At 67.7% G+C, this 23927-nt stretch carries 25 protein-coding genes; 12 read left to right on the forward strand and 13 right to left on the reverse strand.

The window, feature by feature from the left end:
- Positions 1 to 54 precede the first annotated feature (54 nt).
- The 9 genes from ABE464_RS11530 to ABE464_RS11570 all read left to right on the forward strand — a co-directional run bounded on the left by ABE464_RS11530 (position 55) and on the right by ABE464_RS11570 (position 9434).
- The gene (locus ABE464_RS11530) at positions 55 to 639 is read left to right on the forward strand and encodes a hypothetical protein (protein WP_346472062.1); all 585 of its coding nucleotides are present in this window, start codon (positions 55 to 57) and stop codon (positions 637 to 639) included.
- A gap of 18 nt (positions 640 to 657) precedes the next feature.
- Positions 658 to 1212, forward strand: a complete 555-nt coding sequence (locus ABE464_RS11535) for a cob(I)yrinic acid a,c-diamide adenosyltransferase (protein WP_346472063.1) — start codon at positions 658 to 660, stop codon at positions 1210 to 1212.
- Positions 1213 to 1246: 34 nt separating this feature from the next.
- On the forward strand, positions 1247 to 2158 hold the full coding sequence (locus tag ABE464_RS11540; protein WP_346472064.1) for a histone deacetylase family protein: 912 nt from the start codon (positions 1247 to 1249) through the stop codon (positions 2156 to 2158).
- A 116-nt stretch (positions 2159 to 2274) separates the two neighbouring features.
- The gene (gene lptD / locus ABE464_RS11545) at positions 2275 to 4728 is read left to right on the forward strand and encodes an LPS-assembly protein LptD (RefSeq protein WP_346472065.1); all 2454 of its coding nucleotides are present in this window, start codon (positions 2275 to 2277) and stop codon (positions 4726 to 4728) included.
- Entirely contained in the window at positions 4725 to 6074 is a 1350-nt protein-coding gene (locus tag ABE464_RS11550) for a peptidylprolyl isomerase (protein WP_346472066.1), read from the forward strand. The genes lptD and ABE464_RS11550 overlap by 4 nt, the downstream gene beginning before the upstream one ends.
- 3 nt (positions 6075 to 6077) lie before the next feature.
- The gene (pdxA, locus tag ABE464_RS11555; RefSeq protein WP_346472067.1) at positions 6078 to 7058 is read left to right on the forward strand and encodes a 4-hydroxythreonine-4-phosphate dehydrogenase PdxA; all 981 of its coding nucleotides are present in this window, start codon (positions 6078 to 6080) and stop codon (positions 7056 to 7058) included.
- Positions 7055 to 7885 (forward strand): 16S rRNA (adenine(1518)-N(6)/adenine(1519)-N(6))-dimethyltransferase RsmA, encoded by an 831-nt coding sequence (gene rsmA / locus ABE464_RS11560; RefSeq protein ID WP_152154483.1) that lies wholly within the window; start codon positions 7055 to 7057, stop codon positions 7883 to 7885. Before pdxA ends, rsmA begins: the two co-directional genes overlap by 4 nt.
- Before the next feature lie 123 nt (positions 7886 to 8008).
- Positions 8009 to 8392 carry a Co2+/Mg2+ efflux protein ApaG gene (gene apaG, locus ABE464_RS11565; protein WP_121042792.1) on the forward strand — a complete coding sequence of 128 codons (384 nt, stop codon included), beginning with the start codon at positions 8009 to 8011 and terminating at the stop codon, positions 8390 to 8392.
- 13 nt (positions 8393 to 8405) lie between these two features.
- On the forward strand, positions 8406 to 9434 hold the full coding sequence (locus ABE464_RS11570) for a symmetrical bis(5'-nucleosyl)-tetraphosphatase (protein ID WP_346472068.1): 1029 nt from the start codon (positions 8406 to 8408) through the stop codon (positions 9432 to 9434).
- A gap of 43 nt (positions 9435 to 9477) precedes the next feature.
- Here ABE464_RS11570 and ABE464_RS11575 read toward each other — a convergent pair whose 3' ends face one another.
- From ABE464_RS11575 to ABE464_RS11610, 8 genes are all read right to left on the reverse strand, one after another.
- A complete protein-coding gene (locus ABE464_RS11575) occupies positions 9478 to 9969 on the reverse strand; it encodes a dihydrofolate reductase (protein ID WP_346472069.1) in 492 nt (163 codons plus the stop codon).
- Positions 9970 to 9980: 11 nt separating this feature from the next.
- On the reverse strand, positions 9981 to 10775 hold the full coding sequence (locus ABE464_RS11580; RefSeq protein ID WP_346472070.1) for a thymidylate synthase: 795 nt from the start codon (positions 10773 to 10775) through the stop codon (positions 9981 to 9983).
- A complete protein-coding gene (gene lgt, locus ABE464_RS11585; RefSeq protein ID WP_346472071.1) occupies positions 10772 to 11662 on the reverse strand; it encodes a prolipoprotein diacylglyceryl transferase in 891 nt (296 codons plus the stop codon). The genes ABE464_RS11580 and lgt overlap by 4 nt, the downstream gene beginning before the upstream one ends.
- An 84-nt stretch (positions 11663 to 11746) precedes the next feature.
- The gene (locus tag ABE464_RS11590; protein ID WP_346472072.1) at positions 11747 to 12235 is read right to left on the reverse strand and encodes a TPM domain-containing protein; all 489 of its coding nucleotides are present in this window, start codon (positions 12233 to 12235) and stop codon (positions 11747 to 11749) included.
- The gene (locus ABE464_RS11595; RefSeq protein ID WP_346472073.1) at positions 12235 to 13119 is read right to left on the reverse strand and encodes a TPM domain-containing protein; all 885 of its coding nucleotides are present in this window, start codon (positions 13117 to 13119) and stop codon (positions 12235 to 12237) included. The genes ABE464_RS11590 and ABE464_RS11595 overlap by 1 nt, the downstream gene beginning before the upstream one ends.
- A gap of 10 nt (positions 13120 to 13129) precedes the next feature.
- Positions 13130 to 13771 (reverse strand): LemA family protein, encoded by a 642-nt coding sequence (locus tag ABE464_RS11600; RefSeq protein WP_346472074.1) that lies wholly within the window; start codon positions 13769 to 13771, stop codon positions 13130 to 13132.
- Between the two features lie 111 nt (positions 13772 to 13882).
- The gene (locus ABE464_RS11605) at positions 13883 to 14632 is read right to left on the reverse strand and encodes a TerC family protein (RefSeq protein ID WP_123728386.1); all 750 of its coding nucleotides are present in this window, start codon (positions 14630 to 14632) and stop codon (positions 13883 to 13885) included.
- 54 nt (positions 14633 to 14686) lie between these two features.
- Positions 14687 to 15067: a diacylglycerol kinase gene (locus ABE464_RS11610; RefSeq protein ID WP_019182439.1), complete on the reverse strand. Its 381-nt coding sequence runs from the start codon at positions 15065 to 15067 to the stop codon at positions 14687 to 14689.
- 232 nt (positions 15068 to 15299) lie between these two features.
- Between ABE464_RS11610 and ABE464_RS11615 the strand changes: the two genes are divergently transcribed.
- Complete coding sequence (locus ABE464_RS11615) at positions 15300 to 16007, forward strand: SGNH/GDSL hydrolase family protein (RefSeq protein ID WP_346472075.1); 708 nt, start codon at positions 15300 to 15302, stop codon at positions 16005 to 16007.
- Between the two features lie 31 nt (positions 16008 to 16038).
- Here ABE464_RS11615 and ABE464_RS11620 read toward each other — a convergent pair whose 3' ends face one another.
- The 3 genes from ABE464_RS11620 to ABE464_RS11630 all read right to left on the reverse strand — a co-directional run bounded on the left by ABE464_RS11620 (position 16039) and on the right by ABE464_RS11630 (position 18918).
- The gene (locus ABE464_RS11620; RefSeq protein WP_346472076.1) at positions 16039 to 17310 is read right to left on the reverse strand and encodes a HAMP domain-containing sensor histidine kinase; all 1272 of its coding nucleotides are present in this window, start codon (positions 17308 to 17310) and stop codon (positions 16039 to 16041) included.
- 166 nt (positions 17311 to 17476) lie between these two features.
- Positions 17477 to 18190 (reverse strand): response regulator transcription factor, encoded by a 714-nt coding sequence (locus tag ABE464_RS11625; RefSeq protein WP_019182442.1) that lies wholly within the window; start codon positions 18188 to 18190, stop codon positions 17477 to 17479.
- 77 nt (positions 18191 to 18267) lie between these two features.
- Positions 18268 to 18918 carry an arylesterase gene (locus ABE464_RS11630; protein ID WP_346472077.1) on the reverse strand — a complete coding sequence of 217 codons (651 nt, stop codon included), beginning with the start codon at positions 18916 to 18918 and terminating at the stop codon, positions 18268 to 18270.
- Positions 18919 to 19038: 120 nt separating this feature from the next.
- Here ABE464_RS11630 and ABE464_RS11635 point away from each other — a divergent pair, with 120 nt between their 5' ends.
- Positions 19039 to 19641, forward strand: a complete 603-nt coding sequence (locus ABE464_RS11635) for an ATP-binding cassette domain-containing protein (protein WP_346472078.1) — start codon at positions 19039 to 19041, stop codon at positions 19639 to 19641.
- On the forward strand, positions 19638 to 22124 hold the full coding sequence (locus ABE464_RS11640) for an FtsX-like permease family protein (protein WP_346472079.1): 2487 nt from the start codon (positions 19638 to 19640) through the stop codon (positions 22122 to 22124). Before ABE464_RS11635 ends, ABE464_RS11640 begins: the two co-directional genes overlap by 4 nt.
- 227 nt (positions 22125 to 22351) lie before the next feature.
- Here the strand turns inward: ABE464_RS11640 and ABE464_RS11645 are convergent, their stop codons facing one another.
- A complete protein-coding gene (locus ABE464_RS11645) occupies positions 22352 to 23293 on the reverse strand; it encodes a DUF6607 family protein (protein ID WP_346472080.1) in 942 nt (313 codons plus the stop codon).
- Entirely contained in the window at positions 23290 to 23883 is a 594-nt protein-coding gene (locus tag ABE464_RS11650; protein ID WP_346472081.1) for a Hemin transport protein, read from the reverse strand. Before ABE464_RS11650 ends, ABE464_RS11645 begins: the two co-directional genes overlap by 4 nt.
- Positions 23884 to 23927 lie beyond the last annotated feature (44 nt).

The raw sequence follows: 23927 nt of genomic DNA on the forward strand, positions 1-23927 counted from the left end.
GCGGGCTGCCGCAGCAGGCGCTAGAATGAATGCCTGCCCTCACCCGTCACCGCCATGACCTCCACTGCCCAACGCGCCTTCGTCCTGTCCGTGCTCGTGCTGTTGATGGCGGCCACGCGGGTCAACCATTTCGCGGCGATTCCGGATGCGTCCTGGGCGGTGTTCTTCATCGGCGGCTTCTACCTGCGCCAGTGGACCCGCTGGGCCTTCCCGTTGCTGATGGCGCTAGCGGTGCTGGTCGACTGGATCGTGATCCGCCACAGCGGGCTGGACTTCTGGCAGCACTACTGCGTCTCCCCGGGCTACTGGATGCTGCTGCCGGCGTACTTCGCCATGTGGAGCGGCGGCATGCTGCTGCGCGGCGGCTACCACGGTGCCACCTGGGTGGCGCTGGGCAAGGGCGCCCTGCTGCTGGTCGCCGCCGTCGCGGTCTGCCATCTGTTCGCACAGGGTGGCTTCTACTGGACCAGCGACAGCGTGGCCGCCCCGACCGTCGACGGTTGGGCGAAGAACTATGGCGACTGGTTCCTGCCGTACCTGCGCACCGCCGCGGTCTATGTCGGCCTGGCCGCGGCGCTGCAGCTGGCGACCGAGCAGGTCGGCAAGCTGCTGCAGGCGCGCCGCGACGTGCTGCACTGAGCGCGGCCGGGCTCGCCGATGGGCAACCGCCTTTCCCGCATCTATACGCGCACCGGTGACGATGGCAGCACCGGCCTGGGCGATGGCAGCCGCGTGGCCAAGGATGACGCCCGGGTAGCCGCCTACGGTACGGTGGATGAAGCCAACTCGGCGCTGGGCGTACTGCTGGCCGTCGGGCTTCCGGACGATGTGCGCGCGCTGCTGACGGTGATCCAGCACCAGCTGTTCGATCTGGGCGGCGAGCTGTGCATCCCGGGCCATGACGCGATCCACGCCGCCGACATCGACGCGCTGGAACAGCAGCTGGACCACTACAATGCCGATCTGCCGGTGCTCAAGGAGTTCATCCTGCCGGCCGGTGGCGAAGCGGCCGCGCGCTGCCACCTGGCCCGCACCATCGTGCGCCGCGCCGAACGCGAGACGGTCACGCTGGCGCGCCGGGAAACGGTCCGCCCGGAAACGCTGCACTATCTCAACCGCCTGTCGGACCTGCTGTTCGTGCTCGCGCGCGTGCTGGCCCGCGCCGACGGCCACGGCGAGGTGCTCTGGCGCCACGAGCGCCGCCACGCCTGAGCGGCCCTGCCGCCCCACCGGATACCCTGCCCGCATGCTGGTTTTCACCCACCCCGCCTGTCTGCAACACGATCCCGGCCGCGGCCATCCCGAATGCCCGGCTCGCCTGCAGGGGGTGCTGGATGCGCTCAAGACGGCCTATCCGGACCAGCTGGACTGGCGCGAGGCCCCGCCGGCCAAGCTCGGCGAGCTAGCCCGTGTACACGACAGCGAGCTGATCGATCTGGTGCTCACGCCGCAGACCGAGCCGCTGCGCCTGATCGACATGGACACCATGACCTCGCCCGGCTCGGCCAGCGCGGCCCTGCACGCGGCCGGTGCCGGGGTGGCGGCCGTCGATGCGGTGATGCTCGGCAGTGACCCGGTCGCCTTCTGCGCCGTGCGCCCGCCCGGCCACCACGCCAGCGCCAGCACGGCGATGGGCTTCTGCCTGTTCAACAACATCGCCATCGCGGCCGCCTACGCCCGCGACCGTTATGGGCTGGAACGGATCGCCATCGTCGATTTCGACGTCCACCACGGCAACGGCACCCAGGACATATTCATCGCCGATCCCCGCGTGGCCTACTACAGCACCCACCAGGCCGGGCTGTTCCCGAATTCGGGCCTGCGCCGCGACCGCGGGGCCGGCAACCTGATGAACATCCTGCTGCCGCCGGGCAGTGGCGGCTTCCGCTTCCGCAACACCTGGGCCGACGAGATGCTGCCGGCCATCGACGATTTCCGGCCCCAGCTGCTGCTGATCTCGGCCGGTTTCGACGCGCACATGCGCGACCCGCAGGCCGACCTCATGCTGGAAACCGAGGATTTCGCCTGGATCACCGCCGAGCTGCGCGGCCTGGCCCGGCGCCACGGCGCCGGCCGGATCGTCTCCATGCTCGAGGGCGGATACGACCTGCAGGCCTTGGCCGAGTGCAGTGTGGCCCACGTCGGGCAGCTGCGCTGAGGCCGCCCGGTCCGGGTGGCGAATGAACCCGGCCCCCTGCATCGGCGCGACCTTCATTGCCCCTATGCAAGGGATGGGGCAAGCTACGATCCGTTTTCGCCCGAATCCGATACCGCGTGCGCCGAGCCCTCCGCCTGCTGCCCCTCCCCCTCAGTATCGCCATCTGCCTGCCGGCCCTGGCCGACGACAAGCCGGTGAACTGGGGCCTGTGCCCGGTTACCGACGTGCTGCCCGTGTTCGACGATGCGCCCAAGGCCGACAAAGCCGCGGCCGCCACGCGTGACCAGCAGCCGACCGATATCGAGGGTGACCAACTCACCGGTACCTCCGTGGTGCCCAACTACCAGGGCAACGTCGCGCTCAAGCGCGGCGACCAGTTCCTGGGGACCGACAACCTGAGCTTTGATACCGAGAGCGGCAATTACGTCGCCGAGGGCAATGTCCGCTACCAGGACTCCTCGATCCGGATGAAGGCCCGTCGCGCCGAGGGCAACCAGGAAAGCGACACCCACAAGATCAGCGACATCCAGTACCAGCTGGTGTCCCGCCGCGGCAATGGCGGGGCCGAGTCGATCGACCTGCAGGGTGCAGTCGGCCAGATGCATCGCTCCACCTACACCACCTGCGACCCCTCGCAGCCGGTGTGGAAGCTCTCGGCGCCGCAGATCGAGGTCGATAACGACGCCGGTTTCGGTACCGCGCGCAACGCGGTGCTGCGCATCGGCAAGGTGCCGGTGCTGTGGGCGCCGTACTTCAAGTTCCCGATCGATGATCGCCGCCAGACCGGCCTGCTCTACCCGCAGATCGGCCTGTCCGGCCGCAACGGCTTCGACTACACCCAGCCGATCTATCTGAACCTGGCGCCGAACTTCGACGACACCCTGATGCCGCGCTACATGAGCAAGCGCGGTTTCATGCTCGACAACGAGTTCCGCTATCTCTACGACGGTGGCCGCGGCGAGCTGCTCACCGCCTACCTGCCCAACGACAAGCTGCGCGACAAGGATCGCGGCCGCGTGGAGTTTGGCGGGTACCACAACATCAATGCCAACTGGCAGGCCCGTGCCAGCCTGGCCTGGGTCAGCGACGAGCGCTATCTGGAGGATTTCTCCAACAAGCTGCTCGGCGTGACCACCTCCAACCTGCAGAGCCAGATCGGCATCTACGGCACCGGCGAGAACTGGACGGGCGGCCTGATGGCCGACTACTGGCAGCTCACCGATTACACGCTGACCGAAACGTCCCTGCCGTATGCCCGCCAGCCGCGCCTGTTCGTCAACTGGGACAAGCCGCTGCTGCCCTGGCTGGAAACCGGCGTGTATGCCGAGGCGGTGAACTTCACCCATCTGGATGTGCACGAGAAGTTCGGCGTGGAACAGGAATACGAGCGCACCGGCGTGTCACGCGCCGTGGATGGCGGCTCACGCCTGGACGTCAAGCCGTATGTCTCGATGCCATTCAGCGGCGCGGCTTGGTATGTCACCCCGACCTTGGCCTACCGCTACACCGGCTATGACCTGGAGCGCGGGCTGGCCGATGACATCCGTCGGCAGAACCTGGTCGCAGCCGGCATCGATCCGGCGACGGCGACACCGGAGCAGCTGCGTGGCAACACCTCGCCGAGCCGCAGCCTGCCGATCGGCACGATCGACGCGGGCCTGTTCTTCGACCGCGAGACGACCATCGGCGACACCCGCTTCCTGCATACGCTGGAACCGCGCCTGTTCTACCTGCGTACGCCGTACCGCGACCAGAGCGAGCTGCCGGTCTTCGATACGCGCGACTTCACCTTCAGCTGGGGCCAGCTGTTCCGCGACTCGCGCTATTCCGGCGCCGATCGGCAGAACGACGCCAACCAGCTGACCATGGCGCTGAGCACCCGCTTCATCGACCAGGACACCGGCAAAGAGCGCTTCTCCGGCAGCATCGGTCAGATCCTGTATTTCGATGATTCGCGGGTCACGCTCAACCGCGGCGAGACGCCGGTCGAGCAGGGCAAGTCGGCGTGGATCGCCGATACGAACTACATGATCAACGACCGCTGGACCTTGGGTGCCACCTATCAGTGGGATCCCAAGTACAAGCGTGAGGACCTGGCCAGCGTACGCGCGCGCTACCTGATGTCCAACGACGGCATCGTCAACCTGACCTACCGCAGCCGCTTGAATCCGCAGGCGTCGGCCACCGCCGCCCGTCGCGACCGCACCCTGCTGGAACAGGCCGACCTGTCCTTCCTCTATCCGCTCAACGAGCGCTGGAGCCTGGTCGGCCGCTACTACTACTCCATCCAGGACCGCGCGCCGCTGGAAATCATCGGCGGCGTGCAGTGGGACAGCTGCTGCCTGGCCGTTCGCGCCATCGCCCGCCGCTACGTGCGCAACCGCGAAGGCGAGCTCAACAACTCCTTCCAGATCGAGTTCGTGCTCAAGGGCCTGAGCTCCATCGGCCAGAACACGGACCGCACCTTGCGCCGTGCTATTCTCGGCTACTACCGAGACGACCTCTATCTGGTGCCGCCCAGCAACACCGGTGCGGCCCGCGATGACTACGATCCGAATCTGATCCCATGACCAAGACCCTTCCCGTACTCCTTGCCTCCCTGCTGGCGGTCTCCTCCGCGACGGCCCCGTTGCAGGTAATGGCACAGCAGAGCCAGCGTCTGGACCGCATCGCGGCGATCGTCGATGAGGACGTCGTGCTGCAGAGCGAACTGGACCGTGCCGTCCAGAACATCAAAGCGCAGTACGCCGGTCGCGAAAACCAGCTGCCGCCCGATGACGTGCTCAACCGCCAGGTGCTCGAGCGTCTGGTGCTGGTCAAGCTGCAGGTCGCCCGCGCCGAGAGCAGCGGTATCAAGGTCAGCGATCAGGAACTGAACCAGGCGATCAACGCCATCGCCCAGCAGAACGGCTCCACCCTGGATGCCCTGCGCCAGCGGTTGGCCAGCGACGGCCTGGATTTCAACGATTTCCGCAACTCGGTCCGGGACGAGATCACCGTCCAGCGCCTGCGCCAGAGCTTCGCGCAGAGCCGCATCTCGGTCAGCGAAGGCGAAGTGGACGGCGCGCTCAAGCAGCAGGCCACGGTCGGCACCCAGTACCACCTGGCGCACATCCTGATCGGCCTGCCTGAAGGGGCCACCGCCGAGCAGATCACCACCGGCCAGAAGAAGGCCGATGGCGTGAAGGCGCTGCTGGACAAGGGTGAGATCGACTTCAACGCCGCCGCGGTCCGTTATTCGGACAGCCCCAACGCGCTGGAAGGTGGCGATCTGGGCTGGCGTTCGCTGGATGAAATCCCGAATGCGTTCGCGCAGATGATGAAAGACATGAAGACCGGCGACGTGGTCGGTCCGCTGCGTGGCCCGAGCGGCTTCCAGCTGCTGAAGCTGGTCGAGGTGCGTGACGCCAATGCCACCGCCGGCGGTGGTCAGAGCATCACCGAGTACCACGCCCGCCACATCCTGGTCCGCATCACCGACCAGCAGGACAATGCCGCGGCCAAGGCCAAGATCGATACCCTGCGCGCCCGCATCGCCGGCGGCGCCGAGTTCGATGCGGTAGCCAAGGAATCCTCGGAAGACAACAACAGCAAGGGCCAGGGCGGCGATCTGGGCTGGTTCCCGGTCGATGCGTTCGGTCCGGACTTCGGCAAGCAGGTTGAAGGCGTCGCCGACGGTGGCGTCAGCCAGCCGTTCCGCACCGATGCCGGCTGGCACATCGTCCAGCGCGTCGCCACGCGCCAGACCGATGCCACCACTGACAACCAGCGCGCCCAGATCCGTGAAACGATCGGCCGCCGCAAGCTGGAGGAAGAGTACAACCGCTTCCTGCAGGAACTGCGTGGCGAAGCCTACGTGGACATGCGCGGCAACACGCCTGGTGGCGCCGCAGCCCCCACCCCGCCCCAGTCCTGATCGATGCTCCCGCAGCTCGCTCTGGTCCCGGGCGAGCCGGCGGGGGTCGGCCCGGAGCTCTGCCTCCGCCTGATCCAGCAGCCGCGCACGGACTGCCGGCTGCTGGCCTTCGCCGACCCGGATACCCTGCACGCCGCCGCCGCGGCGCTGTCGCTGCCTCTGCAGCTCCTGCCTGAAGACGCCATCGCCCGCCAGCCGGGCGATCTGCCGTTGCGGGCGGTGCCCAATGCGGTGCCCTCGCGCTTCGGCACGCCGGACCCGGCCAACGCCGGGGCGGTGATCGGCGCACTGCGCCAGGCAGGTCAGGCCTGCCTGTCGGGTGAGCTGGCCGGCGTGGTCACCGGCCCGGTACACAAAGCGGTCATCAACGAGGGCGGGATCGCCTACAGCGGCACCACCGAACTGCTGGCCGACCAGGCCCGCACCCCGGTGGTGATGATGCTGGCCAACGAGATTGTGCGGGTGGCGCTGGCGACCACCCACCTGCCGCTGCGGGCGGTCGCCGATGCGATCACCGCCGATGGCCTGGCGCTGACCCTGCAGATCGTCCACAACGCCCTGCAGCGGGATTTCGGTCTGGCCTCGCCGCGCATCGCCGTGCTCGGGCTCAACCCCCATGCCGGCGAAGATGGCCATCTGGGCCGGGAAGAACTCGATCTGATCATTCCGCTGCTGGAGCGCCTGCGCGCCCAGGGCATGGATCTGGTCGGACCGCTGCCGGCCGATACGGCCTTCCTGCCGGGCAAGCTGGCCGGGTTCGACACCGTCCTTGCCATGTATCACGACCAGGGCCTGCCGGTGCTGAAGTACAGCGGCTTCGAACAGGCCGTCAACATCACCCTGGGCCTGCCCTACCCGCGCGTCGCGGTCGACCATGGCACCGCCCTGGATCTGGCCAGCCGTGGCGTGGCCGACCCGTCCAGCCTCCTCGCTGCCACCGCGCTGTGTGCCCGGCTGGCGCGCCAACGTACACTGGTGCCATGACTTCTTCGTATTCCTCCTCCGGCGCGCCCGGTTTCTCCGGCCCCGCCAAGAAGCAGCTCGGCCAGCACTTCCTCGCCGACCGCAGCTACATCGACAAGATCGTCCTGGCGGTCAGCCCGAAAGACGGCGACCGCCTGGTCGAGATCGGCCCGGGCCAGGGCGCGATCACCCTGCCGCTGCTGCGCCGCCACCCGAAGCTGACCGTGATCGAGTTCGATCGGGATCTGGTCGGCCCGCTGGCCGCCGCCGCCGAACCGCTGGGCGAGATGACCATCATCCACCGCGACGTGCTGCAGGTGGACTTCACCGAGCTGGCCGCCGGCAGCCCCATCCGTCTGGTCGGCAACCTGCCCTACAACATCTCCTCGCCGATCCTGTTCCATGCGCTGGACCACGCCGCGGTGATCACCGACATGCACTTCATGCTGCAGAAGGAAGTGGTCGACCGCATGGCCGCCGATCCGGGCAGCAAGGTCTATGGTCGGCTGAGCGTGATGCTGCAGGCATTCTGCAAGGTCACCTCGCTGTTCGTGGTGCCGCCAGGTGCGTTCCGTCCGCCGCCGAAGGTCGATTCAGCGGTCGTGCGGCTGGTGCCGCGGGATCCGGCCACGGTCGGCATCCTGGACCGCAAGCGCTTTGCCCATGTGGTCAAGGCCGCCTTCGGGCAGCGTCGCAAGACCCTGCGCAACGCGCTGCAGAACGTGTGCACACCCGAACAGTTCGAGGCGGCCGGCGTGCGCAGCGATGCCCGCGCCGAGCAGCTGGACGTGGCCCAGTTCATCGCACTGGCCAACGTCCCGTACGAGGCGGACGCGCCGCAAGGATGAGCGCGTCACCTCGCGGCCCTCTCCGGCCGCGCGCACGTAGAACCGCCTGACATCCATGACGGGGGCGCTGCCAGCTTGGGCAGCACTCATCTCACCGTGCACAACATTCACTAAACTGCCTGCATGAACGACGCTGCAAACTACGCGATCTCCGTCGAGGTCGCCCCCCGCTTCCTCGATGACCAGTCCACCCCGGAGGACGGCCGCTACGCGTTCGCCTATACGATCCGCATCCTCAACCGCGGCCGCGTCGCGGCACGGCTGGTGGCCCGCCACTGGCGGATCACCGATGCCAATGGCCGCATCGAGCATGTCGACGGCGATGGGGTGATCGGCGAGCAGCCACGCCTGCGCCCCGGTGAAGACTTCCGTTACACCTCCGGTGTCATGCTGGAGACCGAGCACGGCACGATGCAGGGGCACTACGACATGGTGGCCGACGACGGCACCGAGTTCGCCGCCCCCATCGCGCCGTTCGTCCTGACCGTTCCGCGCACACTGCACTGATGGAGGCGCACGCATGAGTGTCTGGGCCATCGGCGACCTGCAGGGCTGCTACGACGTCACCCAGCGGTTGCTGGAAAAAATCAAGTTCGACCCCGCGGTCGACACGCTGTGGTTCTGCGGCGACCTGGTCAACCGGGGCGGGCAGTCGCTGGAAACCCTGCGCCTGGTCCATTCGCTGCGCGAGAGCAGCGTGATCGTGCTGGGCAACCATGACCTGTCCCTGCTCGCTGTCGGTGCCCGCACCGAGGAGGAGCAGCGCAAGGTCAACCCGGACCTGCTGCGCATCGTGCAGGCCGAGGACCGCGACGAGCTGCTGGAATGGCTGCGGATGCAGAAACTGGCCCATGTGGACCGCGAGCTGGGCTGGATGATGATCCACGCCGGGCTGGCCCCGAAGTGGACCACCCAGCTGGCCGAGAAGCATGCGCGCGAGGTCGAGCAGCAGCTGCACGGCAGCGGCTACCGCAAGCTGTTCCGCAACATGTACGGCGACAAGCCCAGCTGGTCTCCCGGACTGGCCGGCTACGACCGCTCCCGCGCGATCATCAACCTGTTCACCCGCATGCGTTACTGCACGCCGCGGGGCCGGATCGGGATCGAAGACAAGGGCACGCCGGGTACGCAGGAACAGGGCTTGTACCCCTGGTTCGAAGTGCCGGGCCGTGCCGAGCGCGATCTGAAGATCGTCTGCGGGCACTGGTCCGCCCTCGGGCTGACCATCACCCAGGGCGTGCACGCGATCGATACCGGCGCGGTGTGGGGTGGCAAGCTCACCGCGCTGCAGCTGGATACCGAGGAACTGCGCGTGGTGCAGGTGCCGGGCCGCGATGTGCCCAAGCCGGTCTCCGCGCCGCGCCCGCCGGCACGGCGGCCGGCCGCCGCCGAGGGTGCCCAGCCAAACGGGCGTCCTCCGCGCCAGGGGCAAGGTCAGGGACGCGACCGTGGCCGTGGCGGCCAGGGCCGTCAGGGCGGGGGTGCGAAGCCCGCGCAGAACGCCCATCCGCAGCCGCAGAACACCGACGTCACCAGCGACGCAGAATGATCCGCAGGCCGGTCAGCACGACCGGCCTGCGTGCACCGCCGGCTCAGGCGCGGCGGTAATCCACGAAATCGAACGCGAACGCGTGCCGCTCGTCGGCCGCGTGGTGTTCGCGCGCCACCTCTACCCACAGCGCCGGATCGACCGGCGGGAAATGGGTATCGGCCGGCACGGTGGTCTGCACCCGGGTCAGGTGCAGATCGGTAGCCTCGGCCATGGCCAGGCGATAGATCTCGCCGCCACCGATCACGCACAGCTCTTCCGCATCAGCCTGCGCCGCTGCCTGCAGCGCCTGCTCGATCGAGGCCACCGCCTGCATGCCCTCGAAGGGCACCTGGCCACTGCGGGTCAGCACCAGATTCAACCGGCCGGGCAAGGCACGGCCGAGCGACTGCGCGGTCTTGCGCCCCATCAGGATCGGCTTGCCGACGGTCAGCGCCTTGAAGCGCTTGAGATCGTCGGGCAGCTTCCATGGCAGGTCGTTGTCACGGCCGATGCCGTGGTCAGTGTCCAGCGCGGCGATCAGGGAGAGCTTCATGCGCGTGCTGCTCACACCGCCACCGGGGCCTTGATCGCCGGGTGCGGGTCGTAGCCATCGATGCGGATGTCATCGAACCGGAAACCGAACAGATCGGTCACCTCGGGGTTCAACCACAGTGTCGGCAGCGCGCGCGGCTCACGGGCGAGCTGTTCGCGCGCCTGTTCGAAATGGTTCGAGTACAGGTGCGCATCGCCCAGGGTGTGTACGAAATCGCCGACGCCCAGCCCGGTCGCCTGCGCCACCATATGGGTCAGCAGCGCGTAGCTGGCGATGTTGAACGGCACGCCGAGGAAGATGTCGCCGCTGCGCTGGTAGAGCTGGCAGCTGAGCTTGCCGTCCACCACATAGAACTGGAACAGGTTGTGGCACGGCATCAACGCCATCTGCGACAGCTCGCCCACGTTCCAGGCGCTGACCACGAGGCGGCGCGAATCCGGATTGCGCTTGATCTCGTCCACCAGCCACTGCATCTGGTCGATCGCCCCGCCATCGGCGGTGGCCCAGCTGCGCCACTGCTTGCCGTAGATCGGGCCGAGGTCGCCGTTGGCATCGGCCCACTCGTCCCAGATCCGTACCTGGTTGTCCTTCAGATACCCGATGTTGGTGTCGCCCTTCAGGAACCACAGCAGCTCATGGATGATCGAGCGCAGGTGCAGTTTCTTGGTGGTCACCAGCGGGAAGCCGTCGGCCAGGTTGAAACGCATCTGCCAGCCGAACACGCTGCGTGTGCCGGTGCCGGTGCGATCGGACTTTTCCGCGCCGTGCTCCAGCACATGCTCGAGCAACGCCAGGTAGGCCTTCATGCCTTGGCACCTTCAGAGGCGGCCGGCAGCACCGGCTGCAGGACCGGCGCGCGGCGCGACAGCGCCAGCAGCACCAGACCAAAGGCCACCAGCGGCAGGCTCAGCAGCTGGCCACGGGTGAACCAGTCGAAGGCGAGGTAGACGCCGTTGTCGGGCATGCGCACGAACTCCACCGCGAAGCGGAAGATGCCGTACATCAGCGCGAACAGGCCGGCGATCACATAGCGATGGCGTGGCTTGGCCGACACCGCCCACAGCACCACGAACATCACCAGACCTTCCAGCAGCGCTTCATACAGCTGCGAGGGATGGCGGGCGTACTGGTTCAACGCGCCGGTGGCGAACTCGGCCCTGAGCGTGGCCACGTCCAGCCCGTTCAACGGTGCCGGCAGGCCGCTCGGGAACACCACGCCCCAGGTGCCATCGGTGTACTTGCCCCACAGCTCGGCGCCGATGAAGTTGCCGATGCGCCCGAAGCCCAGTCCCAGCGGGACCAGCGGGGCGACGAAATCCAGGGTGTCGAACAGGTGCAGACGGTGCTTGCGCGACCACCACCATGCGGCGAACAGGACGCCAAGCAGGCCGCCATGGAAGCTCATTCCGCCGTCCCACACCTTGAACAGCAGCAGCGGGTTGTGCAGGAATTCAGAGGTGGCATAGAACAGCATGTAGCCCACACGGCCACCGACGACCACGCCGAGCATCGCGTAGAACAGCAGGTCGGAGAAGCCATTGGCATCCACCCCCGGCAGGCGCCCGGCCGCGATCCGCTTGCGCCCCAGCCACCAGGCGGCGGTGAAGCCGAGCAGGTACATGATGCCGTACCAGTGCACCTTGATCGGCCCAAGCGAGATGGCGATGGGGTCGATATCGTGGAAATAGATCATGAAGGGCGCCTTGCAGGGATGCCGATATTCTAGCGCCGCGCGGGAGCGGCCTCACGGCGGCCCCGATCGCGCGATTGCCGGGCTTCAGCCCAGCATCTGCGGCGTGTCCGGCAGGCCGTCATCGTGTGACCCCGGAACCGGCGGATAGTGCCCGGCCAGCAGGTCCGAGACCTCCTCGATCGCCAGCAGAACGGCATCCTGCAGAGCGCCCTCACGCAGCCGCTGCTGCATGTGCGCGCAGATTCCCTGCCACTGCGCCTCGCCGATGTGCCCGCGCAGGCCGCGGTCGGCGACCAGCTCGATGGCGTGGTCGGCCAGCAGCAGGTAGATCAGCACGCCGTTGTTGTGTTCGGTATCCCAGGTGCGCAGCTGGGCGAAGGCCTGCTCTGCACGCTGGCGGGGACTCACGCCCTGCCACAACGCGAGCAGTGGCAGGTCCGCCTCGACCGCGAACATCACCTGCCCGCCATGCCGGCGCTCACCGGCGGTGATCGCCTCGGTGATGGCCTGCAACCGCGCCGGCGGGAAGGCGCGCGCCATCGACGGCGAGAAAAGGTGTCGCCACCAACGCATCACCAGCCTCCCGAGGCGCCACCGCCCCCTGATCGTCCACCGCCACCGCCCCAGCCGCCTCCACCGCCGCCGAAGCCACCGCCTCCGCCAAAGCCACCGCCGCCCCATCCGCCCCCGCCCCACCCGCTGTTGCGGGCGAACCGGCCGACCTTGCCCGAAGACAGGCCGACGAACAGGCCGATCAGCCCGGCCAGACCGCTGGCCAGCCACAGCGAGGTGAACAGGAAGGCGACCGCCGCCGCGCCACCGCCGCCCAGCAGCGCACGCACCGGCCGCGGCAACCAGCCGAGGATGGCGCGCAGGAAACTGCCGACGAAGAAGCCGATCACCAGGGCGAACGTCCAGCCGTCGCCATCGGGGTTGCGGGTGGCGCGGTGGGTGCTGACCGGGGCGGGCAACGCTTCGCCGTCGATCAGCTTGACCAGCGCGGCGCTGGCGTCGGTGAGGCCACCGGCGTAGTCATTGGTGCGGAACCGCGGGGCCAGGTATTCCTGGATCACCCGATTGGCGATCGCATCCGGGATCGCGCCTTCCAGGCCGTAGCCCGGCTCGATGCGAACCCGCCGATCGTCCTTGGCCACCACCAGCAGCACGCCGTCATCCACGCCCTTGCGGCCGATGGACCACTGCTCGAACACGCGCTGGGTGTATTGCTCGATGGTTTCCGGCGCGGTGGTCGGCACCATCAGGATCTGCAGTTGGCTGCCCTTGCGCTGCTGCAACGCCAAGGCCTGCGCCTCCAGCGCCTGGATCTGCGCCGCATCCAGGGTGCTGGTGGTATCCACCACCGGCGAGGACATCGCCGGGATCGCCGCCTGGGTCTGCGCCCAGACAGGCAACGCCAGCGCCAGGCAGAGCAGCAACAGGCAGCGCAGCAGGCGCATGGTCACCGGCTCAGTTCGCCGGCTGCGGCTGCGGCTGCGGCGGCGCCTGCGGTGCAGGTGCCGGTTGCTGCGAACCGAACTTGACCGCCGGCGGCTGCGAGATCTGCGCTTCGTTTTCCACGGTGAAGTTCGGCTTGGTCGCATAGCCGAACAGCTTGGCGGTGATCACCTGCGGGAACTGGCGGATGTAGGTGTTGTAGTCCTGCACCATCTGGATATAGCGGCCGCGCGCCACGGTGATGCGGTTCTCGGTGCCTTCCAGCTGCGCCTGCAGATCGCGGAAGCCCTGGTCGGACTTCAGGTTCGGGTAGTTCTCGGTGACCACCAGCAGGCGTGACAGCGCACCGCTCAGCTCGCCCTGGGCCTGCTGGAACTGCTTGAGGGAGTCGGCATCGTCGGCGTTGACGTTGACCTGCCCCACGCGTGCACGGGCGTTGGTGACATCGGTCAGGACCTGGCGTTCCTGGTTGGCATAGCCTTCCACGGTCTGCACCAGGTTGGGGATCAGATCGGCGCGGCGCTTGTACTGGTTGAGCACCTCGGCCCAACCGGCCTTGACCTGCTCATCCTTCTGCTGGATGGCGTTGTAGCCACAACCGGACAACAGGGAGGCCAGCACGGCCAGGCACAACAAACGGGAGAACGATCGCATGGCCGGCTCCGGATCTCGATGAACGGGATCCGGAGCATGCCACGTCTGCAGTAAAGCCGGCGTAACCAGCCACGCCCCCTGAGTCAGGGGGCTGCCGCTTCCCCCACCTTCTTACCAGTTGCCGGCACCCGGCACGTGGTGGGCCACGGCGCGGCGGCGCATCAGCAGGTTCAACCATTCCACCAGCACCGAGAAGCCCATCGCGGCGTAGATATAGGGCTTGGGCACATGCACGTCCAGGCCATCGAGGATCAGCACCGCGCCGATCAGCAGGATGAAGGCCAGGGCCAGCATCTTCACGGTCGGGTTGGCGTCGATGAAGCGGCCCAGCGGGTTGGCGGCCAGCAGCATGACCGCGACCGAGAGCAGGATCGCGGCGACCATCACCGGCACATGCTCGGCGATGCCGACGGCGGTGATCACCGAGTCCAGCGAGAACACGATGTCGATGATGGCGATCTGCGCGATGACCATGCCGAACACCGCCGAGGCCTTGGTGGTGGTCGGATCTTCGTCCTCACCGCCGGTGATCAGCTCGCGGATTTCCATGCCGCCCTTGATGATCAGGAACAGGCCACCGACGATCAGCACCAGGTCGCGGATCGAGATGCCCATTCCGGCCACCGTGAACAGGTTGGCCTGCATGTGTGCCAGGTAGGCCAGCGAGACCAGCAGCAGGATGCGGGTGATGCAGGCCACGGCGATGCCGAGCTTGCGCGCGAACGGGCGGCGCGCTTCGGGCAGCTTGCTCACCGCGATCGAGATGAACACCAGGTTGTCGATGCCCAGCACGATTTCCAGTGCGCTCAGCGTCAGAAGGGTCAACCAGACATTGGGGTCGGACAACAGCTCAAGAAACATGGACTTCCATCCTTACAGGGGGGATGACGCGGGTGACGCGTCAGAAGTGGTATGTCAGAAGATCTGCGGCAGCAGGATCAGGACCCAGCACACCAGTACGTTCATCATCAGCACGAACACCGCGGCCGAGCCCATGTCCTTGGCACGACCAGCCAGCTCGTGGAACTCCGCGCCGTAGCGTTCGATCACCGCCTCGATCGCCGAGTTGGCCAGTTCCATGGCCAGCACCAGCAGCACCGAACCGATCATCAGCGCACGCTCTACCGGGGTCTGGCCAAGCCAGAGTGCCAGCGGGGCGAGCACGATCAGCAGGTAGACCTCCAGCCGGAACGAGGACTCATGCAGCCAGGCTGCACGCAGCCCCTGCCACGACCAGACCGCCGCCTTGAAGATGCGCTTGGGGCCGCGCGGCAGGTGCCCGATTTCATCCGCCATGGGCAATCACCCCGGTCGGCAACGCGGGCCGGAACGGCAGGAACAGCACACGGCAGACAGTCATGGGCATCGCTGAATGGGGCAGGCAATCGCGCATTTTGCCATAAGCCGGCCGGGGCATTGTCGAAGGCGGCCAACGCCCGCCTGTGGTAAAGCGCGGTCCGGCGGCAACTCCTATGATGACTGCCTACCCGTCCGGGTGCCTTCGGGTACCCCACCACAGGAGTCGTCCATGCTGCACCGCCGTGCCCGCCCTCTTCTGCTCGCCCTTGCCCTGGGCGCCGCCCTGCCTGCCCTGGCGCGCACCCCGACCCCCGCCGCGCCGCAGGTACCCGACCAGGTCTCCAACGTGGCCTGGGCCGGCGACATGGCGCAGTTCGCGGACCAGGACGCGGCCAACCCGCCGCCGCGCGGCGGCATCGAGTTCATCGGCAGCTCCTCGATCCGCATGTGGGAAAGCCTTGCGGCCGATTTCCCGGGCCAGCCGGTGTTCAACCGCGGCTTCGGCGGCTCGGAAGTGCGCGACAGCACCTGGTATGCCGACCGCATCGTGATCCCGTATGCGCCGTGCAAGGTGTTCTTCTACGCTGGCGACAACGACCTCAACAGCGGCCGCAGCCCGGTCCAGGTGCGCGATGACGTGGTGGCCTTCGTGCAGCGCGTTCACCGCGACCTGCCCAAGACCACGGTGGAGATCATCTCGATCAAGCCCAGCCCGTCGCGCGCGAACCTGCTGCCGGCGGTGGTGGAAGCCAACGGGTTGATCAAGGCCGCGCTGACCAAGCTGCCCAACACCGGCTACACCGACGTCTACACGCCGATGCTCGACGCCGACGGAAAGCCGCGCGCCGCGCTGTTCCTCGAGGACATGCTGCACATGAAACCCGAGGGCTACGCGATCTGGCGCACGGCGCTGGCGCCCAAGGTGCAGTGCGACTGAGCCGTGCGGGGAGGCGCGACGCCTCCCTGACTCAGCGGTACTGAATCGTGGCCTGGGTGCCCTGCCCGGGCTCGCTGGTCAGGCCGATCTTCCAGCCGAAGCGGTCGCACAGCCGACGCACGATCGACAGCCCCAGCCCGGTCCCCTGCGGGCGGCTGGGCTCGGCGCGGTAGAACGGCTCGAAGGCGCGGCTCAGCGCTTCGGCGGACATGCCGATACCGGTATCGCGCACGACCACCTGGGCTTCCCCGACGTCCACGTCGATCCGGCCCTCGTCGGTATAGCTGCACGCGTTGCGCAGCAGATTGCTGATCACCACCTGCAGCACCCGCGGCGGTGCGTGCAGCATCACCGGGCCGCTGCTGTGCAGATGGATCTCCACCGGTCGGCCGGCGATCAGCTCGCGGGCGTTGTCCACCTCATGGCGGACGATCTCGTTGACGTCGAACAGCTCGATCTGCGGCTCGACATCGGCCTCGCGGGCGAGGATCAGGAAGGCATCGATCACCGCTTCCATGTCGCGTCCGGCGCGCTGGATGCGCTGCAGGCCACGGCGCAGGCGCGGGGTCATGTCCTCGTCGCCCAGTGCCATGTCGCTGGCCACGCGGATGACGGTCAGCGGTGTGCGCAGCTCGTGGCTGGCATCGCGGGTGAAGTTGCGCTCGCGCGCGACATGCGCGGTGACCTTGGTGGCCAGCGAGTGCAGCGCGGCGGCGAGCTGGCGGGTTTCGCCCTGCATGTCGGCCGGCAGCTTGGTCGGGGCCAGATCGGCCGCTTCCGGATGCCCGGGGTCCCAGCGCGAGACGCGCCGGGCCAGCCAGTTGACCGGCGATACCAGGCGTTTTGACGCGCGGTAGGTGATCCACGAGGCGCCATAGACCGCCAGCAGGGTCAGCAGCACCGGCACGATGCCGAACCAGAACGCCAGCATCTCCGCGCGCGAGCGCAGGAACACCAGGTACAGGCGACCTTCCGGGCGCGCATCGACCAGCACCAGCTGATCGTCGTCCTTGAGTTCATGGAAACCGGGGGTGAGCGTGCGCAGATTGGCCGGCAGGCTCAGCGGGGATTGGCCGGTTTCGAGCAGGTAACCGCGGATGTTCCGGGTATTGGGCGGGGGCTGCACCGGCGAGGCCTCGTGCAGTTGCCAGTAGTAACCAGCCTCTTCCTGCAGCGCGCTGCTGACCAGGCTGTGCTTGATCACCAACGACACCAGCCAGGCACCCAGCAGAATGCCCAGACTGGCCAGCACGGCTTGCAGAATGAAGACGATACGGATCTTGCGCGGCAGACCGTGCGGCATTACGGGATCCAGGGCGGTTCGCGGCGATTATAGGTAAGCGTGTCGTGATTCCATCGTGCAAATCATGACAACGGCCCGGCAAATGCCGGGCCGTCATGCGCCAGAGGTACCCGGAGGATCGGCGCTCACGCCACCCGCAGGCGGCCGAGCGCCGACCGACCGCCCATCAGCTCATCGGCTGGGCGATATCGGCAATGCGATAACCGGCACTCTGCACGGTGTGCAGCAGCGGGCGGTCGAACGGCTTGTCGATGATCTTGCGCAGGTTGTACAGATGGCTGCGCAGGGTGTCCGAGTCTGGCAGGCCATTGCCCCAGATCTCGCGTTCGATTTCCTGGCGGGTCACCACACGCGGCGATTCGCGCATGAGGATCGTCAGCAGGCGCAGGCCGATCGGCGAGAGCTGCAGTTCGGTCCCGGCACGGGTGGCGCGCATGCTGACCGGATCGAGCACCAGGTCGGCGACCTTGAGCACTTCCGACCCCACCTGGCGACGCTCGCGGCGGATCAGCGCACGCAGGCGGGCTTCCAGCTCCTGGATGGCGAACGGCTTGGTCAGGTAGTCATCGGCGCCGAACCCCAGGCCGGTGAGCTTGTCGTCCAGCGTGTCGCGCGCGGTCAGCATCAGCACCGGCGTCGATTTGCGGGCGTCGTTGCGCAGGCGGCGACAGACTTCGATGCCGTCCAGACGCGGCAGCATCAGGTCCAGCACGACCACGTCGTAGCTGTTCTCGGCCGCCAGACGATAACCGTCCAGCCCATCCTGGGCGTAATCGACTTCAAAGCCGCGCCCTTCCAGGTACTCGCCGATCATCTCGGAAATATTACGGTTGTCTTCGACCACCAGCACCAGGCCGGAGGTTTCCTTTGTCTGACGCATGGGATTCCCTCTTTCTTCAGCTTTGTGAAACATGCCGCATCGCCAGTGGACGTGGTGTGAAGTTCCTCACACACCGATCAAAGCAAGGGTTTGAGCAGCGGCCAGACGTTATCCAGTACCTGCGGCTGCGCAGCTGCGGTGGGGTGCAGCCCGTCGGCCTGCATCAGGTTGGGCTTCAAGGCCACGCCTTCGAGCAGGAACGGCAGCAGCGGCACGTCGTACTGTCTGGCCAGCTCCGCGTAGGTCTGGCGCAGGCGCTGGCGGTAGGCCGGGCCGTAGTTGGGCGGCACGTCGATGCCCAGCAGCAGCACCTTGGCGCCGGCCTTCTGGCTGGCCACGATCATCTTTTCCAGATTGCCGCGCAGCTGCGCCGGGGTCAGCCCCCGCAGCGCATCGTTGCCGCCCAGCTCGATCACCACCACGGACGGACGGTGCTTCTCCAGCAGACCAGGCAGGCGGGTCAGCGCGCCGGCGGTGGTCTCGCCGCTGATGCTGGCATTGATGATCGCCGGCGGCGGCGTGATCTGTTGTTTGACCCGCTGCTGAAGCAGGTTTACCCAGCCCGACGCGGCCGGGATATTGTGGGCGGCACTGAGGCTGTCGCCGACCACCAGCACCGCCGCACGGGTGTCCGGACCTTTGGCACAGGCCAGCATCGGCATCAGCAGCAACCATGCCAGCAGCCAGCCCATCGAGGCCGCGCGGCCCCTTCCGTTTGCTTGGTTCATTGGAGAATCCTCATCGACAGCCTGTCCCCCCGCAGCGCGCCCGTCGCCATCGCCGCCCACAACGTGGGCAAATCCGCACGTGGCCCGGAGGGTGAAGTCCACATACTGGACAACATTGACATGACCGTCCATGAAGGCGAGAGCGTGGCGATCGTCGGCGCTTCAGGTTCGGGCAAGACCACCCTGCTCGGTCTGCTGGCCGGGCTGGACCTGCCCAGCCACGGCAGCATCGCCCTGGCCGGTGCCGATCTCAACACACTCGATGAGGAAGCCCGCGCCCAACTGCGTGCGCGCGAAGTCGGATTCGTCTTCCAGAGTTTCCACCTGCTGCCGGCGCTGACGGCTGAAGAAAACATCGCGCTGCCGCTGGAACTGGCCGGCCGCGAGGATGCAGCGCGGGTGCGCGAAGTGCTGGAACAGGTCGGGCTGGGCCATCGTGCGCGTCACTACCCGCGCCAGCTTTCCGGTGGCGAGCAGCAGCGGGTGGCGCTGGCGCGTGCGTTCGTGGCGCGGCCGCGCATCCTGTTTGCCGATGAACCGACCGGCAGCCTGGACCAGGCGACCGGGCAGCAGATCAGCGACCTGCTGTTCGCGCTCAACGCCACCAGCGATACGACCCTGGTGCTGGTCACCCATGACCTGCGCCTGGCGCAGCGCTGCGAGCGGATCTACCAGCTCGACGGTGGGCGCCTGGCCGACACCGTTGCCGGCGCAGGCGCATGAACGTCGTGCGCCACGCGGCGCGTGCGCTGCGCCGCGAGTTCCTGGCCGGCGATCTGCTGACCGTGTTTGCCGCGCTCGTGCTTGGCGTGGCGGTGATGACCGCGGTCGGCACCCTGGTCAACCGGGTGACCCTGGCACTGACCGGCAGCGCGGCGGAGATGCTCGGCGGTGATCTGGGCCTGAGCGGGCGCGAGGATATCGCGCAGACCTTCGCCGATGCCGCGCGCGAGCGCGGCCTGGCCAACACGCGCATGGTCAGCTTCCCCAGCGTGCTGTTCCATGGCGATGACAGCCAGATGGCCAATATCAAGGCGGTTGCCGATGGCTATCCGCTGCGTGGCGAACTGCGGGTCAGCCGCACGCTGCATGACAGCGCCAGCGAGACCGCAGGAACACCACCGCCAGGCGAAGCGTATGCCGATCCGCGGCTGATGCAGGCGCTTGGCCTGCAGGTGGGCGATGCACTGGAATTCGGCGCGGGCACGTTGACCGTGACGCGCGTGTTGCAGGCCGAGCCGGATACCTCCGGTGAGCTGATGCAGTTGTCGCCGCCGCTGCTGGTGAACCGCATCGATGTGGATCGCGCCGGCCTGCTCGGGCCGGGCAGCCGGGCTTCCTATCGGATGATGTTCGCCGGTGAGCCGGCGCAGATCGCCGCCTTCCGCGAGTGGCTGACGCCGCAGGCCAAGGGCTATCGCATCGTGGGGATCGACGATACCCAGCGCGGCGTGCGCGGCGCGTTCGATCTGGCCGGACGTTTCCTGTCGTTGGCCGCGCTGCTGGCGGTGTTGCTGGCCGGTGTCGCCACCGCGTTGGCCGCCAACCGCTTCGCGATGCGACACATCGATCAGGTCGCGATCCTGCGCTGTCTGGGCGCGCGCCAGCGCGACATCCTCACCGCGATGGCGCTGCAGCTGGTGATGCTGGCGGTGCCGGCCTGCCTGGTCGGCATCGGCCTGGGCATGGCCGCGCAGGCCGGGCTGGTGCAGGCGCTGGGGGGATTGATTCCGAACCGCCTGCCGCTGCCGCAGGCAACACCCGCATTGAGTGGGGCCGGTATCGGCCTTGTGCTGCTGCTCGGCTTTGGCCTGCCGCCGCTGCTGCGCCTGCGCAGCGTGCCACCGATGCGTGTGCTCAACCGCAGCTTCGCGGCGCTACCGCCAAGTTCGATGCTGGTCTATGCGGCCGCGCTGGCCGCGACCGTGGCGTTGACCATGCAGGCCACCGGCGATGTGAAGCTGGCCGCGTGGGTGCTGGGTGGGCTGGCGGCATTGGCGGCACTGGCCGGTGCGGTTGGTGCGCTGCTGCTGACGATGCTGCGCGGCCTGCAGCCGCGGCTGCGCGGGCGCTGGAAGCTGGGCCTGGCCTCGTTGACGCGCCGGCGCGGGCTGGCGGTGATGCAGCTGGTCGGCCTGTCGCTGTCGCTGTGTGCGCTGTTGCTGCTGTCGGTGATCGGCCCCGGGCTGTTGGCACAGTGGCGCGATCGCCTGCCGAGCGACACACCGAACTACTTCCTGATGAACATTCAGCCCGAGCAGCGCGATGCGGTGCTGGCCACGCTGGGTGGGCTGGGGGTGGCATCGCCGGGCATCGAGCCGTTCAGCACCGGCCGCCTGCTGGCGGTCAACGATCGGCCGCCGCAGCGTCAGGCGCGCGAGGACAACAGCAACGAGGACGACGACGCCAATCGGCCGGTCAATTTCTCGTGGCGGCATGATTTCCCGCCGGCCAACACGCTGCTCAGCGGCACGTTCTGGAAGGCGGGCAGCACCGCCGCTGAAGCCTCGATCGAGCAGGGCTGGGCCGAGCGCTACGGGATGAAACTCGGTGACACCGTGACGCTGCAGATGGGCGACCAGGAGCGCCGTTTCACCATCACCAGCATCCGCAAGGCGGATTGGGATTCGTTCCGGGTCAACTTCTTCCTGCTGCTCAATGAGGGTGCGGTCGCCGATGCGCCGTACAACCTGATCACCGCGTTCCATCTGCCGCGCGCGCAGGCGCCCGCGCTGGCCGGGTTGACGCGGGAGTATCCGAACATCTCGTTGTTGGATATCGACGGCATCCTGGAGCGGGTGCGCGAAGTAGTGGATCGGGTGAGCCAGGCGGTGCAGCTGGTGATGGGCTTCAGTCTGCTGGCGGGGCTGCTGGTGTTGCTGGCGGCGTTGCAGGCGACGGCCGGTGAGCGACGCTATGACAGTGCGGTGCTGCGTACGCTGGGGGCGACGCGCCGTCAGTTGCGCGGTGCGGTACTGGTGGAGTTCGGGGCGCTGGGCGTGTTGTCGGCGTTGTTGGCGGTGGGTGCGGCGGCGCTGTTGGGTACGGTGGTGGCGCGGCAGGTGTTCGAGTTGACGCTGAGTCCGCCGTGGGGGCCGTTGTTGGTCGGCGGTGGGTTGGGCGTGCTGTTGAGCATGCTGGCCGGTTGGTGGGGGACGCGGCGGATTCTGCATACGCCGCCGGCGTTGGCGCTTCGGGAGGCGTGAGTTTGGGGCGCCGTTGCATTGAAAGCGAAAGAGAAAGCGACGGCGTTTTGGCGTTCACGGGCTGAAGGCTGGCGGGTAGCCCTGCCCAGGACGCGCCGTAAACCCATCCTTGGGGGCTCGTGGGCGCCATCCTTGGCGCCCTGACGGTCCTGGGCAGGGCTACCCGCCATCCTTCTCGATGGATGGCTTTGGGCGGAGGGGCGAGCGCCACACCGGTTGCGTCGGTGTCAGCGCGCGCTTTCTGGCGGTGCTTTTTCCACCCACTGCTGGAAGACGGCGTTGATCTCGGCATCCGCCACGGTCTTGCCGTCCTGGATGTCCTGGGCCTGGGTAAACAGCGGGATGATCATGGCCATCCCGTCGAGGTTGGTTTTCAGGTGCACGCCCGGTGCGGTGCCGAGGAAGGCGTTCCAGCGCTGCCGTACCTTGGCCCAGTAGTCGGCGGTGGCGCTCCAGTAGGCGTAGGCGGGGGTAAAGTCCACCTCGATGGTTTTGGTGTAATCGTTGAAGCCGAATTCGCGCGCGATCGGTGTCTGCGTGCCGTCGGGGCGCCGCTGGATCTTGGTGTTGAACTGCTCGTGGGTCCAGCCGTTGGGTGTGAGCGTGTGCCGGTTGATCACGGCCAACGCGTTGTAGTCGCTGCGGCGGGTGTATTCGCGGCGCGGTAGCGGTCGCCAGCTGAGGTCGCTGGTCCACTCGGCGATGCCGTTGTCGTAGGTCCAGCGGCCGGTGCCGCAGTAGCGCGGTGCGTCGCTGACTTCGTAGACGCATTGGGTCCAGGCACCGGTGGTGAGCGCCGTGGGAATCGGGCGCACGTGCCAGGTCTGGTCGGCGCTGAACTCGAACCGGGTCGGTGCCTCGTAGACCCAGTCCTGGCGCCAGTGCTTGGTGACGTGGCCGCTCTTCGGTTCGACCAGCAGGTGCTGCAGCGTCACCCGCGTTGGCGTGTCCTCAACCACAATCACCACTTCGTTGCCGCCGGTGCGCACGGCCGGGGCACGTTCGTAGCCGGGGGTGAGCAGGACGGTTTCGTCGAAGGCGAAGTCGACGGTGTATTCGCCCTGCATGGCCAGGATGCTGGCGTGGTCGCGCGCGGGGTCGGCGGTCGTGGCATGCGCGCTGGCCGCAAGGGCAAGCAGCAGCCCTGCGAGGGCGAGGCAGTGCGTCATTGCAGCTGGATCACCGGCATGCCGTCGGCCGTCCACGGTCCGCTGCGGCGGGCCGCGCTGGCGCAGCAGCAGTCGTCGACCCAGAGCTCGCCTTCGGCGCCTTCAACGTTGCCGATCCGGCGCGCGGTGGTGGCGCCCAGCGCCGACAACGAGGCCAGGCTGGCGGCGAGTTCGCGACCTTCGCCCACCTGCAGTCGCAGGGCGCACATGCGCCAGGCATCGTTGCCCAGGCGCACGGCGAGGCGTCGCCACAGGCGTTCGGCCACGCCGGCATCGTTGACCGGTTCAGGCCGCGCGGGGAAGGCGGAGACGAGGCGGTCCCACGCGAGGAAATCGCTGTCGGGCAGCAGGTACAGGCGCCAGCAGCAGCGGCCGCGGGCGTCGACGAAGCACAGGCTTTCGCGGATGCCTTCGCTGTCCATGCCCTGGCATGCGTGTGCGGACACGGCGTGTTTCCAGCCACCGAGTTCACTGCTGTCCGGCCGGTACAGGCACAGCACAGTGCCCAGCGAGGCCAGTTGCGCGGCCGATGGCAGACCGGCGATGGGGTGGCGGCCCGGTGGGCGGCCAACGGAGAGGGCGCGGCTCATGGCGTTCTACCTGCAATCGGCGGTTGCGGGGGAGACCCTCGACC

Origin of the sequence: Stenotrophomonas sp. TWI587 (assembly GCF_039674145.1) — a bacterium.
GTDB lineage: Bacteria > Pseudomonadota > Gammaproteobacteria > Xanthomonadales > Xanthomonadaceae > Stenotrophomonas > Stenotrophomonas maltophilia_AY.

Bases quoted from the DNA above. Each gene is read 5' to 3' on its own strand.
- ABE464_RS11530 (WP_346472062.1), top strand. From the start codon at position 55: ATGACCTCCACTGCCCAACGCGCCTTCGTCCTGTCCGTGCTCGTGCTG.
- ABE464_RS11535 (WP_346472063.1), top strand. From the start codon at position 658: ATGGGCAACCGCCTTTCCCGCATCTATACGCGCACCGGTGACGATGGC.
- ABE464_RS11540 (WP_346472064.1), top strand. From the start codon at position 1,247: ATGCTGGTTTTCACCCACCCCGCCTGTCTGCAACACGATCCCGGCCGC.
- ABE464_RS11550 (WP_346472066.1), top strand. From the start codon at position 4,725: ATGACCAAGACCCTTCCCGTACTCCTTGCCTCCCTGCTGGCGGTCTCC.
- pdxA (WP_346472067.1), top strand. From the start codon at position 6,078: ATGCTCCCGCAGCTCGCTCTGGTCCCGGGCGAGCCGGCGGGGGTCGGC.
- rsmA (WP_152154483.1), top strand. From the start codon at position 7,055: ATGACTTCTTCGTATTCCTCCTCCGGCGCGCCCGGTTTCTCCGGCCCC.
- apaG (WP_121042792.1), top strand. From the start codon at position 8,009: ATGAACGACGCTGCAAACTACGCGATCTCCGTCGAGGTCGCCCCCCGC.
- ABE464_RS11570 (WP_346472068.1), top strand. From the start codon at position 8,406: ATGAGTGTCTGGGCCATCGGCGACCTGCAGGGCTGCTACGACGTCACC.
- ABE464_RS11575 (WP_346472069.1), bottom strand. From the start codon at position 9,969: ATGAAGCTCTCCCTGATCGCCGCGCTGGACACTGACCACGGCATCGGC.
- ABE464_RS11580 (WP_346472070.1), bottom strand. From the start codon at position 10,775: ATGAAGGCCTACCTGGCGTTGCTCGAGCATGTGCTGGAGCACGGCGCG.
- lgt (WP_346472071.1), bottom strand. From the start codon at position 11,662: ATGATCTATTTCCACGATATCGACCCCATCGCCATCTCGCTTGGGCCG.
- ABE464_RS11590 (WP_346472072.1), bottom strand. From the start codon at position 12,235: ATGCGTTGGTGGCGACACCTTTTCTCGCCGTCGATGGCGCGCGCCTTC.
- ABE464_RS11595 (WP_346472073.1), bottom strand. From the start codon at position 13,119: ATGCGCCTGCTGCGCTGCCTGTTGCTGCTCTGCCTGGCGCTGGCGTTG.
- ABE464_RS11600 (WP_346472074.1), bottom strand. From the start codon at position 13,771: ATGCGATCGTTCTCCCGTTTGTTGTGCCTGGCCGTGCTGGCCTCCCTG.
- ABE464_RS11605 (WP_123728386.1), bottom strand. From the start codon at position 14,632: ATGTTTCTTGAGCTGTTGTCCGACCCCAATGTCTGGTTGACCCTTCTG.
- ABE464_RS11610 (WP_019182439.1), bottom strand. From the start codon at position 15,067: ATGGCGGATGAAATCGGGCACCTGCCGCGCGGCCCCAAGCGCATCTTC.
- ABE464_RS11615 (WP_346472075.1), top strand. From the start codon at position 15,300: ATGCTGCACCGCCGTGCCCGCCCTCTTCTGCTCGCCCTTGCCCTGGGC.
- ABE464_RS11620 (WP_346472076.1), bottom strand. From the start codon at position 17,310: ATGCCGCACGGTCTGCCGCGCAAGATCCGTATCGTCTTCATTCTGCAA.
- ABE464_RS11625 (WP_019182442.1), bottom strand. From the start codon at position 18,190: ATGCGTCAGACAAAGGAAACCTCCGGCCTGGTGCTGGTGGTCGAAGAC.
- ABE464_RS11630 (WP_346472077.1), bottom strand. From the start codon at position 18,918: ATGAACCAAGCAAACGGAAGGGGCCGCGCGGCCTCGATGGGCTGGCTG.
- ABE464_RS11635 (WP_346472078.1), top strand. From the start codon at position 19,039: ATGACCGTCCATGAAGGCGAGAGCGTGGCGATCGTCGGCGCTTCAGGT.
- ABE464_RS11640 (WP_346472079.1), top strand. From the start codon at position 19,638: ATGAACGTCGTGCGCCACGCGGCGCGTGCGCTGCGCCGCGAGTTCCTG.
- ABE464_RS11645 (WP_346472080.1), bottom strand. From the start codon at position 23,293: ATGACGCACTGCCTCGCCCTCGCAGGGCTGCTGCTTGCCCTTGCGGCC.
- ABE464_RS11650 (WP_346472081.1), bottom strand. From the start codon at position 23,883: ATGAGCCGCGCCCTCTCCGTTGGCCGCCCACCGGGCCGCCACCCCATC.